Annotated in this window: 14 protein-coding genes; 8 read left to right on the top strand and 6 right to left on the bottom strand. The window is 35.2% G+C overall.

What is annotated here, in order from left to right:
• Positions 1-57: 57 nt before the first annotated feature.
• Positions 58-633, bottom strand: coding sequence for a MarC family protein (locus BMW63_RS05430; protein WP_074721982.1), 576 nt, complete (start codon positions 631-633; stop codon positions 58-60).
• A gap of 159 nt (positions 634-792) precedes the next feature.
• Here BMW63_RS05430 and BMW63_RS05425 point away from each other — a divergent pair, with 159 nt between their 5' ends.
• The 5 genes from BMW63_RS05425 (at position 793) to BMW63_RS05405 (ending at position 6,951) form a co-directional block, all read left to right on the top strand.
• Positions 793-1,596, top strand: a complete 804-nt coding sequence (locus tag BMW63_RS05425; RefSeq protein WP_074721980.1) for a hypothetical protein — start codon at positions 793-795, stop codon at positions 1,594-1,596.
• Positions 1,597-1,682: 86 nt separating this feature from the next.
• Positions 1,683-2,249, top strand: coding sequence for a DUF3109 family protein (locus BMW63_RS05420; protein WP_074721978.1), 567 nt, complete (start codon positions 1,683-1,685; stop codon positions 2,247-2,249).
• A gap of 261 nt (positions 2,250-2,510) precedes the next feature.
• On the top strand, positions 2,511-3,488 hold the full coding sequence (locus BMW63_RS05415) for a ribonucleotide-diphosphate reductase subunit beta (RefSeq protein ID WP_074721976.1): 978 nt from the start codon (positions 2,511-2,513) through the stop codon (positions 3,486-3,488).
• Between the two features lie 222 nt (positions 3,489-3,710).
• On the top strand, positions 3,711-6,134 hold the full coding sequence (locus BMW63_RS05410; protein WP_074721974.1) for a ribonucleoside-diphosphate reductase subunit alpha: 2,424 nt from the start codon (positions 3,711-3,713) through the stop codon (positions 6,132-6,134).
• A 316-nt stretch (positions 6,135-6,450) separates the two neighbouring features.
• On the top strand, positions 6,451-6,951 hold the full coding sequence (locus tag BMW63_RS05405) for an RDD family protein (protein WP_074721972.1): 501 nt from the start codon (positions 6,451-6,453) through the stop codon (positions 6,949-6,951).
• A gap of 99 nt (positions 6,952-7,050) precedes the next feature.
• On the opposite strand, the gene BMW63_RS05400 is transcribed toward BMW63_RS05405, so the two are convergent.
• On the bottom strand, positions 7,051-7,785 hold the full coding sequence (locus BMW63_RS05400) for a hypothetical protein (RefSeq protein WP_074721970.1): 735 nt from the start codon (positions 7,783-7,785) through the stop codon (positions 7,051-7,053).
• A gap of 203 nt (positions 7,786-7,988) precedes the next feature.
• Positions 7,989-9,053 carry a flavin monoamine oxidase family protein gene (locus BMW63_RS05395; protein ID WP_074721968.1) on the bottom strand — a complete coding sequence of 355 codons (1,065 nt, stop codon included), beginning with the start codon at positions 9,051-9,053 and terminating at the stop codon, positions 7,989-7,991.
• Between the two features lie 235 nt (positions 9,054-9,288).
• Here BMW63_RS05395 and BMW63_RS05390 point away from each other — a divergent pair, with 235 nt between their 5' ends.
• Together BMW63_RS05390 and BMW63_RS05385 are read left to right on the top strand one after the other, a co-directional pair.
• Complete coding sequence (locus tag BMW63_RS05390) at positions 9,289-10,635, top strand: deoxyguanosinetriphosphate triphosphohydrolase (RefSeq protein ID WP_074721966.1); 1,347 nt, start codon at positions 9,289-9,291, stop codon at positions 10,633-10,635.
• Positions 10,636-10,742: 107 nt separating this feature from the next.
• Positions 10,743-13,412 carry a T9SS-dependent M36 family metallopeptidase gene (locus tag BMW63_RS05385; protein ID WP_074721964.1) on the top strand — a complete coding sequence of 890 codons (2,670 nt, stop codon included), beginning with the start codon at positions 10,743-10,745 and terminating at the stop codon, positions 13,410-13,412.
• 53 nt (positions 13,413-13,465) lie between these two features.
• Here BMW63_RS05385 and BMW63_RS05380 read toward each other — a convergent pair whose 3' ends face one another.
• Positions 13,466-14,434, bottom strand: coding sequence for a DUF3078 domain-containing protein (locus BMW63_RS05380; protein ID WP_074721962.1), 969 nt, complete (start codon positions 14,432-14,434; stop codon positions 13,466-13,468).
• A 40-nt stretch (positions 14,435-14,474) separates the two neighbouring features.
• Positions 14,475-16,256: a 1-deoxy-D-xylulose-5-phosphate synthase gene (locus BMW63_RS05375; RefSeq protein ID WP_074721960.1), complete on the bottom strand. Its 1,782-nt coding sequence runs from the start codon at positions 16,254-16,256 to the stop codon at positions 14,475-14,477.
• Positions 16,257-16,381: 125 nt separating this feature from the next.
• Here BMW63_RS05375 and BMW63_RS05370 point away from each other — a divergent pair, with 125 nt between their 5' ends.
• Positions 16,382-16,825, top strand: a complete 444-nt coding sequence (locus tag BMW63_RS05370) for a nucleoside deaminase (protein WP_074721958.1) — start codon at positions 16,382-16,384, stop codon at positions 16,823-16,825.
• Positions 16,826-16,840: 15 nt separating this feature from the next.
• On the opposite strand, the gene BMW63_RS05365 is transcribed toward BMW63_RS05370, so the two are convergent.
• A complete protein-coding gene (locus BMW63_RS05365) occupies positions 16,841-17,881 on the bottom strand; it encodes a potassium channel family protein (RefSeq protein ID WP_083380350.1) in 1,041 nt (346 codons plus the stop codon).
• Positions 17,882-18,248 lie beyond the last annotated feature (367 nt).

Here is an 18,248-nt window from a genome sequence, read left to right as displayed (position 1 = left end):
GAAAAATCAGATTATATTTACAGGCTACATTAGAGGGTAAATTTATAAAAAAAAATATTATACAAACAAACCTTTAACATTAGCAGCGAATAATTTAACAGCGATTGCGAGAAGAACGACCCCAAAAGTCTTGCGAACAACCCCTAATCCGTCTTTTCCAAGCATTCTCTCGATTTTAGAAGATGATTTTAGTACGATATAAACTAAAAGAATGTTTAAAATGATTGCGATAATGATGTTTATGGTGTGAAATTGAGATTTTAGCGACAGCAAAGTGGTCATTGTTCCGGCTCCCGCAATTAATGGAAATGCAAGAGGAACAATAGAGGCAGAGCTGGCTTCCTCATCACGATAAATACGAATTCCTAAAATCATTTCTAATGCTAAAAAGAATAAAACAAAGGAACCAGCGACCGCAAATGAGTTCACGTCGATACCAATTAGTTTTAAAAGTTCTTCACCCACAAAAAGGAAAACAATCATAATAAAACCAGAGGCTAAAGAAGCTTTTTCAGATTCAATATGGCCAAATTTGGATCGCAGGTCAACGATTATGGGAATAGAACCCACGATATCAATCACAGCAAAAAGTACCATTCCAACAGTAATTATCTCCCTTATATCTAATTGCATAACGTTTTTTTTATTTATTGCAAAAGTATTAAATTTAGTTGACAGCTATGTTAGTTTTTAATTGTAATTCTGACTCTAATTCTGGCATTTTTCTTTTAAATTAATGTAACTGTTTGAAAATCAAGTCGTAAATTTGACTGTAATTTAAAATTTATAGTCATGAAACAGATAGCTCGGGTTTTTAGTATAGTGTTGTTGTTATTTTTTATTACTACTTCGGAAGCGCAGATTTTGAAAAAATTATCAAAAAAAATTCAAGATAATGTAGCTGCAAAAGTAGTTCGCAAAGATAGTGTAACGGTAGAGCATAAAGAGGGGATTTTGAATGATGATGTGATGGCAATGGTACATGGAAAGAATAAAATAGATGTTTCATTGATTCCTAATTCTTATCCGTTTAGTTGGGAATATTCTTTAGAAATTCAAAGTGACAATAACAAAGCGATGGTTGTGGATTATTTACTGGAACCTAATGCAGAATATTTTGGTTTTAAAATGCAGGATGCAGGAGGTATGTTTATGGTGATTGACAGCAAAAACAGGTTTATGATTAGCACTTTTAAGGGTGAAAAAGGAAATATGGCCATGGCTTCTAAAATGCCTGAATATTCTGAAATGATAGAAAAAGGAAATGATAGCGACGAGTTTTCATATAAAGCACTTCCGGATAAAACAATAATGGGTTATAATTGTAGAGGAATTGAAGCTACAAGTGAGAAGTTTATTATGGTTTTTTATTATACTAATGAGGCTAAAGTGAGTTTTTCTGACCTGTTTAGAGCGCAACAAAAGCAAACAGCCCCAAATGCTTTGAAAAATTATTTCAAAGTAGGAGATAAACCTTTAATGATGACTATGAGTATGAAGGATTTAAAAAATAAAGGGGTAGTTACCACGATGAAGTGTGTTAGCTTGGTTGAAAAAACAAATACATTTAATAAAGTAGATTATATATTTATGTAGTTTGTCTTTCAATCTTTTCCGTTTTTGTTTTCAAATTTATGATTTGCTGAGGTGCTTTTTTGAATATCTTTGAATATCTTTGTAGAATGTTTCAACTAGGTAAGACCATCGTCTCAGAAGATATTTTAAGTAAAGATTTTGTTTGCAATTTAACAGCCTGTAAAGGGGCTTGTTGTGTTAACGGTGATGCCGGAGCACCACTAAGTCTCGAGGAGACAAAAATTTTAGAGGAAATATATCCAAAGGTAAAACCGTTCCTTCGAAAGGAGGGGATTGCGGTTATTGAGGCTCAAGGAACTTCGATAGTGGGTACAGACGGTGACCTTGAAACGCCACTGATTGACGACAAAGATTGCGCTTATGTAATCTATGATGGCAAAACAGCACTTTGTGGTATTGAACAAGCTTACAATCAAGGAGAAATACACTGGAAAAAACCTGTTTCTTGTCATTTATACCCAATTCGTGTAAAAGATTTCACTGAATTTGCTGCTGTTAATTATGACAGATGGGATATTTGTGATCCAGCCTGTTCTTTAGGTCAGGAACTTGAGGTTCCAATCTATAAATTCGTCAAAGAAGCTTTGGTTAGAAGGTTTGGCGAAGACTGGTACTTGGAACTTGAGAAAGTCGCCGAAGAGCTAAAAAAGTAATTCCGAAAAATCGCCTTTTTTTATCGCGATTTGTTTTTAAATCCCTATGTTTTACGGTGCTTTAGCGAGCATCGATAAATTTAATCTATTGATTATTAGTAATTTGTGATTTCATGAAAAACGTTCTGTTTTTTCATGTTTGTTAAAAACTATGGCCGATTGTGGATAAGTTTGGCTTTTAATTATCGCAATATTTTACAATCTTTGTAATCCCCAGAACGCATAAAAATTCTTTAAAACATCAAAATAAAACAAACAACAATGTCGCAAATTGAACCAATATTACAAGAGAATAAAAATCGATTCGTAATTTTTCCCATCAAGCATCATGATATCTGGGAATGGTATAAGAAGATGGAAGCTAGTTTTTGGACTGCTGAAGAAATCGATTTGTCCCAAGATTTGAATGACTGGAATAATAAGTTGAACGATGATGAAAGATATTTCGTGAAACATATTCTTGCTTTTTTTGCCGCTTCAGACGGAATTGTAAATGAAAACCTAGCGGAAAATTTTGTAAATGAAGTACAATATGCTGAAGCCAAATTCTTTTATGGTTTTCAAATTATGATGGAAAATATTCACAGTGAAACCTATTCGTTGTTGATTGACACCTACGTAAAAGACGAGGCTGAAAAAGATGATTTGTTTAATGCTTTGGAAGTTTTTCCAGCTATTAAGAAAAAAGCAGATTGGGCTTTGAAATGGATAGAATCTGATTCTTTTGCAGAGCGATTAATTGCTTTTGCAGCAGTTGAAGGGATTTTCTTCTCAGGAGCATTTTGTTCTATTTACTGGTTAAAGAAAAGAGGGTTAATGCCAGGATTAACTTTTTCTAACGAGTTGATTTCTCGTGATGAGGGAGTTCACTGCGATTTTGCGGTACACTTACATAACCACCACTTGGTTAATAAAGTTCCAAAAGAAAGAATTAGAAGCATTATTGTAGATGCTTTAAATATAGAAAGAGAATTTATTACAGAGTCACTTCCGGTAAGTTTAATAGGGATGAATGCGGTCTTGATGACGCAATACTTAGAATTTGTTGCTGATCGATTGTTAGTTGAATTGGGTTGCGACAGAGAATACAATACTACAAATCCATTTGATTTTATGGATATGATTTCGCTTCAAGGAAAAACAAATTTCTTTGAAAAGAAAGTAGCCGAATATCAAAAATCTGGTGTGATGAACACTGATGGTGATGCTCAAAAAATATCTTTTGACGCAGACTTTTAATTTTTAGAAGCAAAGAAATTAGGTTGCAAAGTAAATTGAAAGCTTAGTTTTAGCAGAAAAACTATAATAATAGAAACTTTAAGTCTTCGTGTCTTTACGGCTATCGGAGATGAAATACTAAAGCATAAATACATTGTGCCTTAGCGCTCTAGTGGCAAAAATTAAATAACAAATAACCAGAAACAGCGAAGGGATTTACTGTTTTTAAAAACAAACAAAAGTATGTACGTAGTAAAAAGAGATGGCCACAAGGAGCCAGTAATGTTCGACAAAATAACAGATAGAATTAAAAAACTATGTTATGGTTTGAATGATTTAGTGGATGCCGTTAAAGTGGCAATGCGAGTAATTGAAGGACTTTATGATGGAGTTTCTACGTCAGAATTAGATAATTTAGCAGCTGAAACCGCAGCTTCGATGACTATTGCGCACCCGGATTATGCACAATTGGCAGCGAGAATTGCGATTTCAAATTTGCATTCCAATACAACAAAATCATTTTCGGAAACAATGACCGAAATGTTTGAATATGTAAATCCGAGAAATGGACAATACGCTCCATTAATTGCTGAGGATGTTTACAAAGTAATTCAGGAAAACGCTGAGTTTTTAGATTCGCATATCATTTATAATAGAGATTTTAACTATGATTATTTTGGATTCAAGACATTAGAACGTTCTTATTTGCTTAAGATAAACGGGAAAATTGTAGAGCGACCACAACATATGTTAATGCGTGTTTCTGTTGGGATTCACTTAGATGATTTAGAGTCGGTTTTAGAGACCTATGATTTAATGTCTAAAAAATTCTTTACGCATGCAACACCAACATTATTTAATTCAGGAACACCAAAACCTCAAATGTCTTCTTGTTTCCTTTTAGCAATGCAAGATGATAGTATTGATGGGATTTATGATACGTTGAAACAAACGGCTAAAATTTCGCAATCTGCCGGAGGAGTAGGACTTTCTATTCACAATGTACGTGCTACAGGTTCGTACATTCGTGGTACAAACGGAACTTCTAACGGAATCGTTCCTATGTTGAGAGTTTTTAACGATACGGCACGCTACGTAGATCAAGGGGGAGGAAAACGTAAAGGTAGTTTTGCTATTTATATCGAAACTTGGCATGCAGATATTTTTGATTTCTTGGATTTAAAAAAGAATACAGGAAAAGAAGAAATGCGTGCGAGAGATTTATTTTTCGCAATGTGGACTTCTGATTTGTTTATGAAAAGAGTTCAGGAAGACGGTAATTGGACGTTGATGTGTCCTAACGAATGTCCCGGATTGTATGATGTATATGGTGAAGAATTTGAAAAAATGTACACTGATTACGAAAAAGCTGGTAAAGGAAGAAAAACAATTAAAGCACAAGAATTGTGGGAGAAAATTCTAGAATCTCAAATTGAGACTGGAACGCCTTACATGTTATATAAAGATGCGGCAAACCGCAAATCAAATCAAAAGAATTTAGGAACGATACGTTCGTCAAACTTGTGTACAGAGATTATGGAGTACACTTCTCCTGATGAGGTAGCGGTTTGTAATCTAGCATCACTTTCATTACCCATGTTTGTGGATAATGGTAAGTTTGATCACGAAGCATTCTATAATGTAACAAAACGCGTTACCAAAAACTTGAATAAAGTTATTGATAGAAATTACTATCCGGTAAAAGAAGCAGAAAATTCTAACCTACGTCACAGACCAGTAGGTCTTGGAGTACAAGGATTAGCAGATGCTTTTATCATGTTGCGTTTGCCTTTTACATCTGATGAGGCTAAAAAGCTGAACCAAGAAATCTTCGAAACACTTTATTTTGCTGCTGTAACCGCTTCTATGGAAATGGCAAAAGTGGAAGGGCCTTATTCATCATTTAAAGGATCGCCAATCTCTCAGGGAGAATTCCAGTACAATTTATGGGGAATGAAAGATGAGGAATTATCAGGCCGTTGGGATTGGGCATCGTTAAGAAAAGAGGTAATGGAGCACGGAGTTCGTAATTCATTATTAGTTGCACCAATGCCTACCGCTTCAACTTCTCAAATTTTAGGAAATAACGAAGCATTCGAACCTTATACTTCTAATATTTACACTCGTCGTGTATTATCCGGAGAGTTCATTGTGGTAAACAAGCATTTATTGCATGATTTAGTTGAGCTTGGTTTGTGGAATGAAACGTTGAAACAAGAATTGATGAGAAATAACGGATCAGTACAAGATTTAAATATTCCTCAAGACTTGAAAGAATTGTATAAAACAGTTTGGGAAATGTCAATGAAAGATATTATCGATATGTCACGTCATCGTGGTTATTTTGTAGATCAATCGCAATCATTGAACTTGTTTATGCAAAATGCCAATTATTCAAAACTAACGTCAATGCATTTTTATGCATGGCAGTCTGGATTGAAAACGGGAATGTATTACTTAAGAACAAAAGCGGCAGTTGATGCGATTAAATTTACATTGAACAATGATAAAAAAGCAGAGCCAATCGAAGTAATGTCTAGACCAGCGCCAGTAGCAACTCCGGTTGCTGTGGAAGCGGCAGTAGAGATGACAGCAGATGAATACAAAGCAATGATCGAACTAGCTAAAAATGCTGGTCCAGATGATTGTGAAATGTGTGGATCGTAAATTAGAAAATAGAATAAAGTAAATGAAGCAGCTATCAATTTTTTGGTAGCTGTTTTATTTTTAGGAGCAGTTTACTTCGTCAGTTCGCTTCGCTCGTGTCCCGCTTTCCGTTACAATCTTTTTATTTTTAAAGAAAAAATAAAAAGGATTTTCACTGCAATCAGGGCTATGAATATAGTTGTTAAAATTGTGTTTAAGGACTAATGACAAACTCGTAATAATGAATATTCTGATTAATATTTTAATATTAATTGCTTATATTTGAGTAGATTAAGCTGTGGGTTTATTCTTTTTGTTAGCTAAAAATACTGATAATATGAAAAATACAAGATTTGCAATTACGGATGATTTACTCGCTACACGGGGACAGCGATTTCTTAATTTTAGTATTGATTTAGTATTCCTTTATATTATCATACTGAGCATTGGGACTTCTATTATCCTGATTGCTGATGCTGCGAGTAAGTTTGCGGTTTCTACTTGGGTCGAGACGATGTCCAAAGGAGAAATCGTACTTTATAGCATATTTATCATGCTGCTCTATTATAGCCTTACTGAAATCTACTTTTCCAGAACCATCGCGCAACTAATTACCAAAACGGTTGTAGTTAATAAGGATGGCGTAAAACCAGATATAAAAACGTTAGTGATACGCACGCTCTGCAGGTTTATTCCATTTGAGCCTTTTTCCTTTTTAGGAGCGATTCCCCGCGGTTGGCATGATACTTTTTCGGATACGTACGTGGTCAAAAAGAAGAAGTTGTCAAAAAGTAGAGGGTTTTTTAATAACCCAGAAGAATTTAGAAAAACAGAATAATTAATAACCCTAGTACGTATAAGGTACTAGGGCTTTTGATTATAGTGACGCCGTATTATTTTCTCTTCAAATTTTATACTAACAGGTATTATTTAAAATTTACAACTCAGTAAATGGATTTACACCATTATTAATGGCTTCAATCGATTTTCCGATTTTAATATTTTGTAGTTTCAAATTAATTAACCCTTTATGGCTTGTCGCAATTTTGACATTGTTCTGAAATGTTTTCCAATCTTCCCAGCTTGTTTCTAGTCCGCCCACGGGAATAATGCTAACCCAAAGTCTCCAGACTTTAGGAACATAATTTTGATCGACTAACCAAAGATAAGAATCGCCTGGAGTGCTACCGCCAGTAGCGTAGGTAACCATCAAAGCTTCCTGATTGTCCTGCATTACAATACTTCGAGTTGTTCCAGCGTCCCGTAATTTGAACGGAGCAATAAGCCAGAAAGAATCATTATTAAAAGAATCATTCGCTTGTTTTATAGCTTTTGTTTTATCAGTATCAGCCAATTTTTTGTCATTTTCATAAGCAACACCTTCTAAAGTTTGATTGTTGTAAATTACCTTTTTATGATCCCATTGCACTTGAACCAAATTGCGTTTTTTGTCCCACAGATAATGATGGCTTCCTTTAAAGGTAAAGGCAACTGCTACGATCGAGTCCCAGGCTTTTTGATTGATTGCTTGTTGAATTTTATCCGTAAGCGCTTCGGCTTTTATTCCTTTTTCACCTTGCGGTAGTGGTTTACTCGTGAAATATAAAAAGGCTACGAGCGCGATAATAAGGACAAGAATAATAGTGCCAATTATTTTGAATGTTTTTTTCATTATTTAAAATTGTTTTGTTTTGAACTCCCTCTCAAATATAATGAAATAGGATCATTTGAACTGGATCTTTCTTAATTTGTTAGTATATTACACAGGGCCTATCTTATTAAAGCTAAACCCTTTGCAACTACATTGATGATAAATAAATCGCAAACTATTGAAAATAGCAGCAACACTATATAAATGGTTTTTGTAATCTTATGCTAGACCTTACTTTGTAATTTTAAAATAGTTTCGGCGGTATTTTTGGCAGCTATTACAGCGCCTTCCATATAACCTGGATATTGATTAGCGGTTTCGGTTCCAGCAAAAAATAACCGATTATCGTAATAAGATTCTCGGAATAAAGGATGTCCATTGTTTTGATGTGGATACATAAATCCTATTTGCTTCGCGCTTTTAGTGGCTGTTTCCTTTGCCCAAACCGTTTCATGATAAGACGTAAAGTTGAGCGATTCCTGACCAAAAATCTTCTCTAATTGTATTTTTAGTTTTTCTAATCGCTCTTCCTGAGTGTACATTTCCATTCCGGAACTGATGAAGCCACAAAGAGCAAATTTGTTCAACGCCGCATTGGATTGATCGTAAAACTCCGTTATCGGGCCCACATTACTAAATAAAGTACCTGAATAATTCTTGTTGCGCCAAAAAGGGTCATCGTAAACAAAGGCAATTTTAATAGAATCTTGCATCCAAGTATGCGTTTTTTTAGCAATATCTGTTAGTTTTTGCGGCAGTGGAGGATTTATGTTAATATCATTTGCAAACAACGCTTGCGGCAAAGTCGAAATCACATAATCAGTTTCGAATATTTTGTTTGGAGTTGTAATTTTTATTTTCTCATTGTCAAAATCGATGTTAGAAACTACTTCGTTTAAATGAATTGGAACATCAGTCAATTTAGATTTTAAGGTTTCGATAAGTTGGCTTGTTCCGCCTACAACTCGGTAACTCGGACTATTTTGTGGAATCTGGATCTCTTGTGCTGGTGCAGCTGAAAATGGTTCGAAATAGGAAGTGCCTTGCATGAATTGTTCGAAATAACCCAGCTCTAATTCGCTTAAGAGATTTTTGAAATTAACATGAATCTCATTAAACCAAGTCGCACCCATTTCTACTTGAGCGGTATCAGAATTTATAGTGTGGATTCGCCCGCCAATGCGGTTTCTAGCTTCAATAATTTCGATATCAAAGTCTTTATTTTGTAGGTGGTAAGCGGTTAATAATCCGCTTAATCCAGCGCCAAGTATGGTGATTTTTTTAGTCATTTTTTTCTTTTGAAATTGCGCGTAAAAATACAATCTGTTTGTCTATAAGATACTTTTTAGCAATCATATTATCAAATACCACTATAGTACGTTTTAGTACATGCTTGTGTGCAGATGCTGTTTCGATTTTTGTTTTCACACATCCGTTTATAAAACAATTAAAAGCTATTTTATGTTATTGCTATTTCTTTATCTTTGAAAAATAATCCAATTATTCAAATTTGAAAAAGACAGTATGAACTGGGAACAACTTCTATCACTAAAAAGACAAGGCGACACAAGCAAACGATTGCGTATAGAGCAAGATGATACCCGCTTGGGTTTTGAAGTAGACTATGACCGTATTATTTTTTCTGCGGCATTTAGAAGTCTACAAGATAAAACACAGGTAATTCCACTTTCAAAAACCGACTTTGTACACACGCGTTTGACACATAGTTTAGAGGTTTCGGTTGTGGGTCGTTCATTAGGAAGATTAGTTGGAAAGAAAATAATTGAAAAGTATCCACATTTAAAAGAAGTTCATGGGTATCACATGAATGATTTTGGAGCTATTGTTGCTGCTGCATCTTTGGCGCATGATATTGGGAATCCACCTTTCGGACATTCTGGCGAGAAAGCTATCGGGGAGTATTTTTCTATTGGAAACGGAAAAAAATACGAAGATAAATTGTCTAAAAAACAATGGCAGGATTTAATTGATTTTGAAGGAAATGCCAATGGGTTTGCGGTTTTGACTGCAAGTCGTCCCGGAATAGAGGGCGGTCTTCGAATCTCTTATGCCACTCTTGGTGCTTTTATGAAATACCCAAAAGAAAGTTTGCCTAAAAAGCCAACTAAAAATATTGCTGATAAAAAATACGGTTTCTTTCAAACTGATAAAAAATTCTTTGAAGAAGCGGCTCGTGATATGGGAATGATTCCGAATAAGTCTGGAGACAATATTGGTTTTGAAAGACATCCTCTTGCTTATTTAGTAGAAGCTGCAGATGATATTTGTTACACCATTATTGATTTTGAAGACGGAATAAATTTAGGATTAGTCTCAGAGGATTTTGCTTTAGAATATTTGATTAAATTAGTTAAAGACAGCATTGATACTTCCAAATATAAAACGCTTACTACTAAGGAAGATCGCATTAGTTATTTGCGTGCTTTGGCAATCGGTAGTTTGATTAATGATGCAGTAAAAGTTTTCATAGACAACGAGGAAGCCATTTTAAACGGAAAATTTCCGTTTGCGTTAACTGATAAGAGTAAGTATAAAGCACAAATGGATGATATCATCAGCATTAGTGTGAACAATATTTATCAGAGTCGGGAAGTTATCGAAAAAGAGATTGTGGGTTACCAAATTATCCAAACTTTGTTGGATAAATTTATAACGGCCTACGATAACAAGTATAATGGAAATGCATCTAATTATGATGCGTTAATTTTAAAATTACTGCCGGAGAAACACCATTACGAAAAAGCAGATCTGTATGAAAGATTGCTTCATATCTGTCATTTTGTGTCCTTACTTACAGATGGAAATGCCTTAGAGTTATTTGAAACTATCAATGGAAAGAAAAAGGATTAATTATTTTTAAAGTTAAATAGTAAACATATTAACTCTTAATTGTTAAATTAAATATAAATAATTATGTTTGCGGCGCTAAATAATAAAAAATGCAGAAACTGTAGCTTATGAAAAAATTTACCTTGTTAACTTTTTTGTTTATTTCCTTTGTATCCTCTTCGCAATCAAATAAGGAAATCATTCAAAACTATTTAAGTACGAATAGTGCTAAATTGGGGCTTTCTAAAAATGATGTACAAGATTGGGTTATTCAAAGCGAAGGGAGTTCTGCTAGTACAAAAAACGACTATTGTTATGTAGTTCAACGATATAATGGAATTGAAATTTTTAGAGCAGTTTCTAATTTCTCAATTAAAGAGGGGAAGGTAGTTGATGCTCAAAAGAAATTTATATCTAACGTGTCGCGTAAAGTAAATTCCTTGAAACCAACGCTTTCTGCTCTTGATGCGTTGTCAAAAGCTTATTTTTTGTTAGGTATGACACACTCTGGTTTATTTTCCATTATAGAGAAAAGTGGTGAAAATAAATTTAAAATCAGCAAGGGATTAGCGTTTGAAGAGCCCGTAATTGCAAATTTAGTTTATCATCAATCTATAAATGAAAATTTAATTTTGGCTTGGGATCTTATAATTGACACGCCTAAGCACGATCATATTTGGAGTGTTAGAATTGATGCTTTGAATGGAAGCATGTTAGAAAAAAATGATTTTGTTATTTCATGTGAATTTGACAAACAAAATGTTTTTTCTAAAGAGAACGAAAAAAATACTAGGTCAATTGTTTCGTTTGACAATTCATATAAGCAGCTATTTTCACCAGCTTCCTCAACGCTATTGGGAGGCGCTTACCGTGTAATTCCTTTTAACTATGAAAGTCCCAATCATATTGATAGTAAATTAATATTAAATCCTGAAAATAGGGTGGCTTCCCCTTATGGATGGCATGATACTGATGGATTGGCTGGTGCCGAATATACGTATACTAGAGGGAATAATGTATGGGCTAAAGAGGATCTTATTGGAAATAACTCAGATAGTGGTTATAGTCCTGAAGGAGGTCAGCTTTTAGAATTTGATTTTCTTTACGGAGGCCGTGATGTTGATGCTTCATCATACATTAATGCTTCCACAACAAACTTATTCTATATGAATAATGTAATGCATGACATTTGGTATCAATATGGGTTTACGGAGAAAAACGGGAATTTTCAAAATAATAATTATGGTAAAGGAGGAGTCGGTTTAGATTATGTTTTTGCAGATGCCCAAGATGGATCTTTATCGAATCCAAAAAGTATCAACAATGCAAATTTTTCTGCTCCAGTGGATGGGAAAAACGGTAGGATACAAATGTTTTTATGGGATCAATCTCCCGAAAATAGGCCTGTTACTGTGAATTCTCCGAGTATTATTGCCGGAAATTATCCGGGTAGACAAAATTCATTTGATCCAGGTTATGTGGGACTGCCAACTGCACCTGATTTTATCCAGTCAGACTTAGTGCTATTTCTTGATAGTGCAGGACAGTCTGATGGATGTGAAAGACCCGTAAATTCAGCTGCGATGAATGGTAAAATTGTTATATTGAGAAGAGGAACTTGCAGTTTTGTTCTTAAATCAAAAGCAGCACAGGATGCAGGTGCAATAGCTGTCATTGTTGTAAATGATGTTGATGGGACTATAGGAATGTCTGGAGCAGATGCGACTATCGCTATTCCTGTTATAAGTATGACGAGAGAAATAGGGGAATTAATTATTAATGAAATGAAAACGCAGGCTGTTAATGTCAAACTACAAGTGCAAGCTTCGTCATTTGTAAATACAGATGGAGATTTTGACAATGGAGTGATTGCACATGAATATGGACATGGTATTTCTACCCGTTTAGCTGGTGGAGCTAACAACTCCAACTGTTTGAATAATACGGATCAAATGGGTGAAGGTTGGTCAGATTGGTTTGCACTTATGATGCAGATAAAACCTGGAGATTCGGGGAAATCGAAAAGAGGAATTGGAACGTTTGTTTCAAATCAAGCGACGGATGGTGTTGGAATCAGAAGTTATCCATATTCTACAGATATAACTATAAATCCAATGACTTATAATAATACTAACAAGTTTCAGTATACTGGCAGTGACGGATTGGAGAAAACTTCAGTTCACGGGATAGGGTCCGTTTGGGCTACAATGTTGTGGGATTTAACATGGGCTTATATTGATAAATATGGATACAATGATAATAAATATACTGGTACTGGTGGTAATAATAAGTTAATGCAAATAGTTATCGATGGCATCAAAATGCAACCCTGTAGTCCAACTTTTGTGAGTGGGCGTGATGCAATTATAGCAGCCGATCAAGCAATTACTGGCGGTAAAGATTATTGTATGATTTGGGAGGTTTTTGCAGCCAGAGGATTAGGTGCAGTTGCATCTGCGGGAGATGGAAATAAGGGTAATGATCAAGTGGAGGATTTTAGTACTCCTTCTTTAGCAGGCCCTAATTGCACTTTAGGGGTCAGTAATTTTGATAGTGATGATGTGATGAAAGTATTTCCAAATCCTTCTAATGGGCTAATAAATGTTCGAGTAACTCAATACTTTGGTAAAGTGGATATTCAAGTAATAGACGTTACTGGAAGACAAGTTTATGGTGCTAAAAATGAAGATTTTAAAAGTCAGAAAAGTATTGATTTAAGTCATCTTAACCCTGGGATTTATATTTTAAAAATTAATGGAGATTCTTTAAACTATGTTGAAAAAATTATTTTAAATTAATCCGAATTACATTAAAAAAAGTCGGTTGGTATTATTTACCAACCGACTTTTTTTTAAAAATTATAGACAACTCCCACTCCTAAAATTTGTTTTAATTGTAGTTTTGGACCTACGGTAACTTGTTCTCCGTTGATGTCTTCTTTTGCTTTAATGTCATCATCATAAATGACATGCATCCCAATATTTGTCTTCACGTGTTGATTGACCACTAATTCTAATGTCAGATCGTAATCGATATCAACATTTCCAAATTTATTGATGTAGTCAGAATATAAACTCAGTCTGTTTTCAATAGTGATATTTTTGAATATTTCTTTTTTATAAAAACCAGTTAAAAGAAAACCAAGTTCCACTTTTGATTTTTCTCCTTCAGCAATTAAATTTCCATTTAAATCATATGTCGCCTTTTTAACACCAAAAGTACCTAGATTAGCTAATCTTTGGTCTAATACCATCGTTATTTTTGAAGTGAAAGGAGATAAGTATAGTAGTTTGTGTTTGTCTTTTGAAGCATATTCTGCTCCAAGTCCTAGGAATATATAAGCGGGTGCAAATGCTCTGGATATGGAGGTTTCCTTATTTGGATACGCATACCCATCAGTGAGTTGGGTAGCAAAATTGAATTTTGCAGTATGGAACCAGTTCGATAATGTGTCTTGACGATACCCTAAAGCAGAACTTAACTGCAGTACGTCTTCTGTTTTTCGAAGTTCAATTCCATCTTGTTTGTTCAATCCATAACGTACGATCAATTCGTTAGTCCAGTTGTAATTGTCTTTGGTGTATACTCGATTAAATTTTCCTTTTAGTAAGCCTGAAATGGAGCTAGTTCCTCCGGCATTCCAATTTAGAAAAGCAATTTCAGAGATATCAAATCCAATTCGGTTTTTATTTACCCAATGAGAAAGGCTATCTATATCGACTTTTTCAGGACCATCTATGGTGGTAATAATTTTCTGGGAGAACATATTTGCTGAAAACAGCAATATGATTAACAGGACGGACGAATGCGGTAATTTCATTATAAGCTCATTGTGTTTAGTGGGCGCAAAATAATTGTTTTCACTCAGAGGAAAAAATTATTTCTAAACTTTTAACGTCAATGTTACAGTATTGTTGTAGTCTTTCTACAGTTCCGTGTTCTATAAATTCATCTGGAATTCCCAGTAATTGTATTTTTGCAGTATAATTATTTTTTGCTGCAAACTCTAGGATTGCACTTCCAAATCCGCCTTTTGTTACTCCATCTTCGATTGTTACAATCTTTTTGAAGGTTTTGAAAATAGTATGTAATTCTTTTTCATCCAATGGTTTAACGAATGCAAAGTCGTAATGAGCAATAGTTTTTGGGTTGTTTAAATTAGCTAATGCCAAAGTGACGTTTTTGCCTATTGAGCCATTCGATAAAACTGCAGTTTCAGTTCCGTGCTTTAAGCAATTGGCGCTACCGATTTCAATTTTTTCGTAGTTTCCGAAGTTTTTGGATTGCCAGTCTGCGAGCACGCCACGACCACGAGGATAACGAATGGCTATAGGATGATCTAGGCCTAGCTGGGCACTGTAAAGTATGTTTTGCAGTCCAATTTCATTCAGTGGAGAATAGATGATCATATTAGGAATACAGCGCAAATAAGCCAAATCAAAAACGCCATGATGGGTTGCTCCATCTTCTCCCACGAGTCCCGCTCTGTCTAGGCAAAAAATCACGGGTAAGTTTTGTAAGGCTACGTCATGAATCACTTGATCGTAGGCTCTTTGTAAAAAAGTGGAGTAGATGTTGCAAAAAACCACCATTCCTTGCGTCGCCATTCCGGCAGAGAGGGTAACAGCATGTTGCTCGGCAATTCCCACATCAAAGGCACGCTCTGGCAAAGCGTCCATCATGAATTTCAATGAACTTCCTGATGGCATAGCGGGCGTAATCCCTACTATTTTTTCGTTTTTTTTAGCTAAATCTAAAACGGTCAAGCCAAAAACGTCTTGGTATTTTGGTGGAAGATTTTCTTCCGACTTTAAATGTATTTCACCAGATTTGGCATCAAATTTTCCTGGTGCATGGTATTTTACTTGATCTTCTTCGGCTTGTTTTAGTCCTTTGCCTTTTGTAGTAATAACATGAAGAAATTTTGGGCCTTTTATTTTTTGTAAACGTTTCAGTTCTTTAATTACTGCAAAAATATCATGTCCGTCAATAGGACCGGAGTAGTCGATATTTAAGGATTTGATCATATTGTTTTGCCTCGGATTTTTTCCGTTTTTCACTGCAGTCAGGTAATTCTTCAAGGCACCTACGCTTGGGTCAATTCCGATGGCGTTGTCGTTTAGGATTACTAATAAATTTGCATCAGTGACTCCAGCGTGATTGAGTCCTTCAAAAGCCATTCCTGATGCTATAGAAGCATCTCCGATAACGGCAATGTGTTGTTTTTCAAAATCCTCTTTTAAATTAGATGCAATTGCCATTCCTAGTGCTGCCGAAATAGAAGTTGAGGAGTGGCCTACGCCAAAAGCGTCGTAAATACTCTCACTTCTTTTTGGGAAACCAGATAGGCCGCCCAATTGTCTGTTCGTATGAAAACTGTCTCTTCTTCCAGTCAGTATTTTATGTCCGTATGCCTGATGCCCCACGTCCCAAATCAATAAATCATCGGGGGTATTAAATACATAATGCAAGGCGATGGTGAGTTCGATAACGCCTAAACTGGCACCGAGATGACCTTCTTTTACGGAAACAACATCGATGATAAAATTACGTAATTCTTGAGCCAGCTTTGGAAGTTGGGCTTCGTCCAGTTTGCGCAAATCAATGGGACTATCAATGTTTAAAAGTAAATTGTCTGACATAAAGCAAATGTACGATTTGAATTTGTATTTTTACATTCGATAAAATAACTTGTTTTACAAAGATTCACAAAAAAAAAGCGAAGATTCACAAAGAATTTAAAATTTGGGAATGCGCGGTCAATAATATGATAAATCCTTTCACTGACGAGTACTTCATGAAGAAAGCTTTGCAGGAAGCTGAAATGGCTTTCGATAAAGGCGAAATTCCTGTTGGGGCTATTATCGTAGTTAATAATACGGTTATCGCGCGAAGTCATAATCTCACCGAATTGCTTAATGACGTTACTGCTCATGCAGAAATGCAAGCGATTACCGCCGCCGCAAATTACCTTGGTGGAAAATATTTAAAAGACTGTACGCTTTATGTTACTCTCGAACCCTGCCAGATGTGCGCCGGTGCTTTGTATTGGAGTCAAATTTCTAAAATTGTTTTTGGCGCAAGTGATGAGCACCGCGGTTACATGAAAATGGGTACACAACTGCATCCAAAAACGGTCGTAAAACGAGGTGTTTTAGCTGAAGAGGCTTCGGACTTGATGAAGCAGTTTTTTGCTAAGAAAAGGAAATAAGTTTAGGAACGCATTTTAATTGGTTTCATTCATTATTATTTCATGATTATAACTTCCGCAATTAAGGTCAGTCCATTCCCATCCGTCATCTATCAGTAGAGACAATAATAATCGGCGTCTCGTTCTCAGCTTATCATATTCTAAATCTACCATTTCACCAGATATTATTTTTATTCCCTTGTTTTCAAGTGCAGTAAGAATTAAAACTGGTGGTGTTTTTTTTCCTGGAGTTATGAAGGTGGCTGGTAGCGTTACTAGGTAGCTGGAAATCGCTTTTCTCAGTCTGATAAGCACATTGAATGAAGGTTGTTGTTCTTTAGGAATGTTATGGAGTAGTACAGTAATTACTTCATCGAGGTTTGTGATATTAAGAACAAAGGCTTCTTTCCTATCTGAAGAATGGAAAAAATGCAATACAGAGTAGGCTTTATGATTTTGAGCGTGTAAGATGATAGAATCAATAAGGGGAATGAAAGGCTGTTCTAGTTCCTTAAAGTCTTTTCCATTCCAATAATTCAATAGTATCTCTTCCACAGAACCGCCAAGTGTATTGATGTTAACACTAATTTTTCTTTTTGTTATTTCAGCTGAAACCACTGGAATTAAGTAGGTAATTGCTATGGAAATCAGAATTAATCCGGTGAATGAAAGTATCGCGGTAAGAATATCCCAGAAGTTTCCTTCGGGTTCTATGTCGCCAAGGCCTAAAGTAGATAAAGTATAACCAGTGAAAAAGATCTTATTAACTACAGTTGTAGGAGAGTTGGTCTCAACATTCATCAGTGAATCGGGATGACTGATGAATAATAGACTGGCCGAAATCCAGATGAGCAGCAACCAGTTTATTAAAATAGAAACCAATATGATAGCCCCGCCGATTTCCAGTACTTTTCTGCGTCCCATTTTTTTATTAATGATTAAAAGTAAGTTCCAGATGGACATGGAAAGTCGTTTTGTAAGAAAACCCGCCCCTCTTACAGATAAGGACGTGTTGATTAAATCAGTGGCGGTAACGAGAAGAAGTATGACTCCTAGGAAAAACACAAAATAGTTCATGGTATTTATTTTAATCTATAACATCAAAAAAATATAGTATTGGGCTACTGCAGTAGTCTTGTGTTTTGATATTTGGTCAGGTGGCTAATATAGTAAATAAACACAAATGGCTGGACACTTAGTTTTACCGTAAATCTTGCGCAAGTATTCGTATGAGTGCTTTGTTCAATTTAATACTAAAGTTACGTTTGCTATCTTGTTTTGGTGTTATTAGTTGATCTTTATGTACCGCTAAATGGTGAGCCGAAAATACCAACAGCTAATTGTGTCCAAATCATAACGAGGATTATGAGTAAGCTTAAGCAGATAACAATACGATATTTCGTTTGAGGAATCTTTCTTAATACCAACTCGCATAGAAGTCCGT

Source organism: Flavobacterium frigoris (assembly GCF_900111075.1).
GTDB classification, from domain to species: Bacteria; Bacteroidota; Bacteroidia; order Flavobacteriales; family Flavobacteriaceae; genus Flavobacterium; species Flavobacterium frigoris.
This window is presented reverse-complemented; position numbering and strand designations above follow the sequence as displayed.

What these genes read in the sequence shown, in the direction of transcription:
- BMW63_RS05395 (WP_074721968.1), bottom strand. Translation starts at nt 9,053, where the DNA reads ATGACTAAAAAAATCACCATACTTGGCGCTGGATTAAGCGGATTATTA.
- BMW63_RS05380 (WP_074721962.1), bottom strand. Translation starts at nt 14,434, where the DNA reads ATGAAATTACCGCATTCGTCCGTCCTGTTAATCATATTGCTGTTTTCA.
- BMW63_RS05400 (WP_074721970.1), bottom strand. Translation starts at nt 7,785, where the DNA reads ATGAAAAAAACATTCAAAATAATTGGCACTATTATTCTTGTCCTTATT.
- BMW63_RS05415 (WP_074721976.1), top strand. Translation starts at nt 2,511, where the DNA reads ATGTCGCAAATTGAACCAATATTACAAGAGAATAAAAATCGATTCGTA.
- BMW63_RS05410 (WP_074721974.1), top strand. Translation starts at nt 3,711, where the DNA reads ATGTACGTAGTAAAAAGAGATGGCCACAAGGAGCCAGTAATGTTCGAC.
- BMW63_RS05390 (WP_074721966.1), top strand. Translation starts at nt 9,289, where the DNA reads ATGAACTGGGAACAACTTCTATCACTAAAAAGACAAGGCGACACAAGC.
- BMW63_RS05420 (WP_074721978.1), top strand. Translation starts at nt 1,683, where the DNA reads ATGTTTCAACTAGGTAAGACCATCGTCTCAGAAGATATTTTAAGTAAA.
- BMW63_RS05430 (WP_074721982.1), bottom strand. Translation starts at nt 633, where the DNA reads ATGCAATTAGATATAAGGGAGATAATTACTGTTGGAATGGTACTTTTT.
- BMW63_RS05405 (WP_074721972.1), top strand. Translation starts at nt 6,451, where the DNA reads ATGAAAAATACAAGATTTGCAATTACGGATGATTTACTCGCTACACGG.
- BMW63_RS05365 (WP_083380350.1), bottom strand. Translation starts at nt 17,881, where the DNA reads ATGAACTATTTTGTGTTTTTCCTAGGAGTCATACTTCTTCTCGTTACC.
- BMW63_RS05370 (WP_074721958.1), top strand. Translation starts at nt 16,382, where the DNA reads ATGATAAATCCTTTCACTGACGAGTACTTCATGAAGAAAGCTTTGCAG.
- BMW63_RS05375 (WP_074721960.1), bottom strand. Translation starts at nt 16,256, where the DNA reads ATGTCAGACAATTTACTTTTAAACATTGATAGTCCCATTGATTTGCGC.
- BMW63_RS05425 (WP_074721980.1), top strand. Translation starts at nt 793, where the DNA reads ATGAAACAGATAGCTCGGGTTTTTAGTATAGTGTTGTTGTTATTTTTT.
- BMW63_RS05385 (WP_074721964.1), top strand. Translation starts at nt 10,743, where the DNA reads ATGAAAAAATTTACCTTGTTAACTTTTTTGTTTATTTCCTTTGTATCC.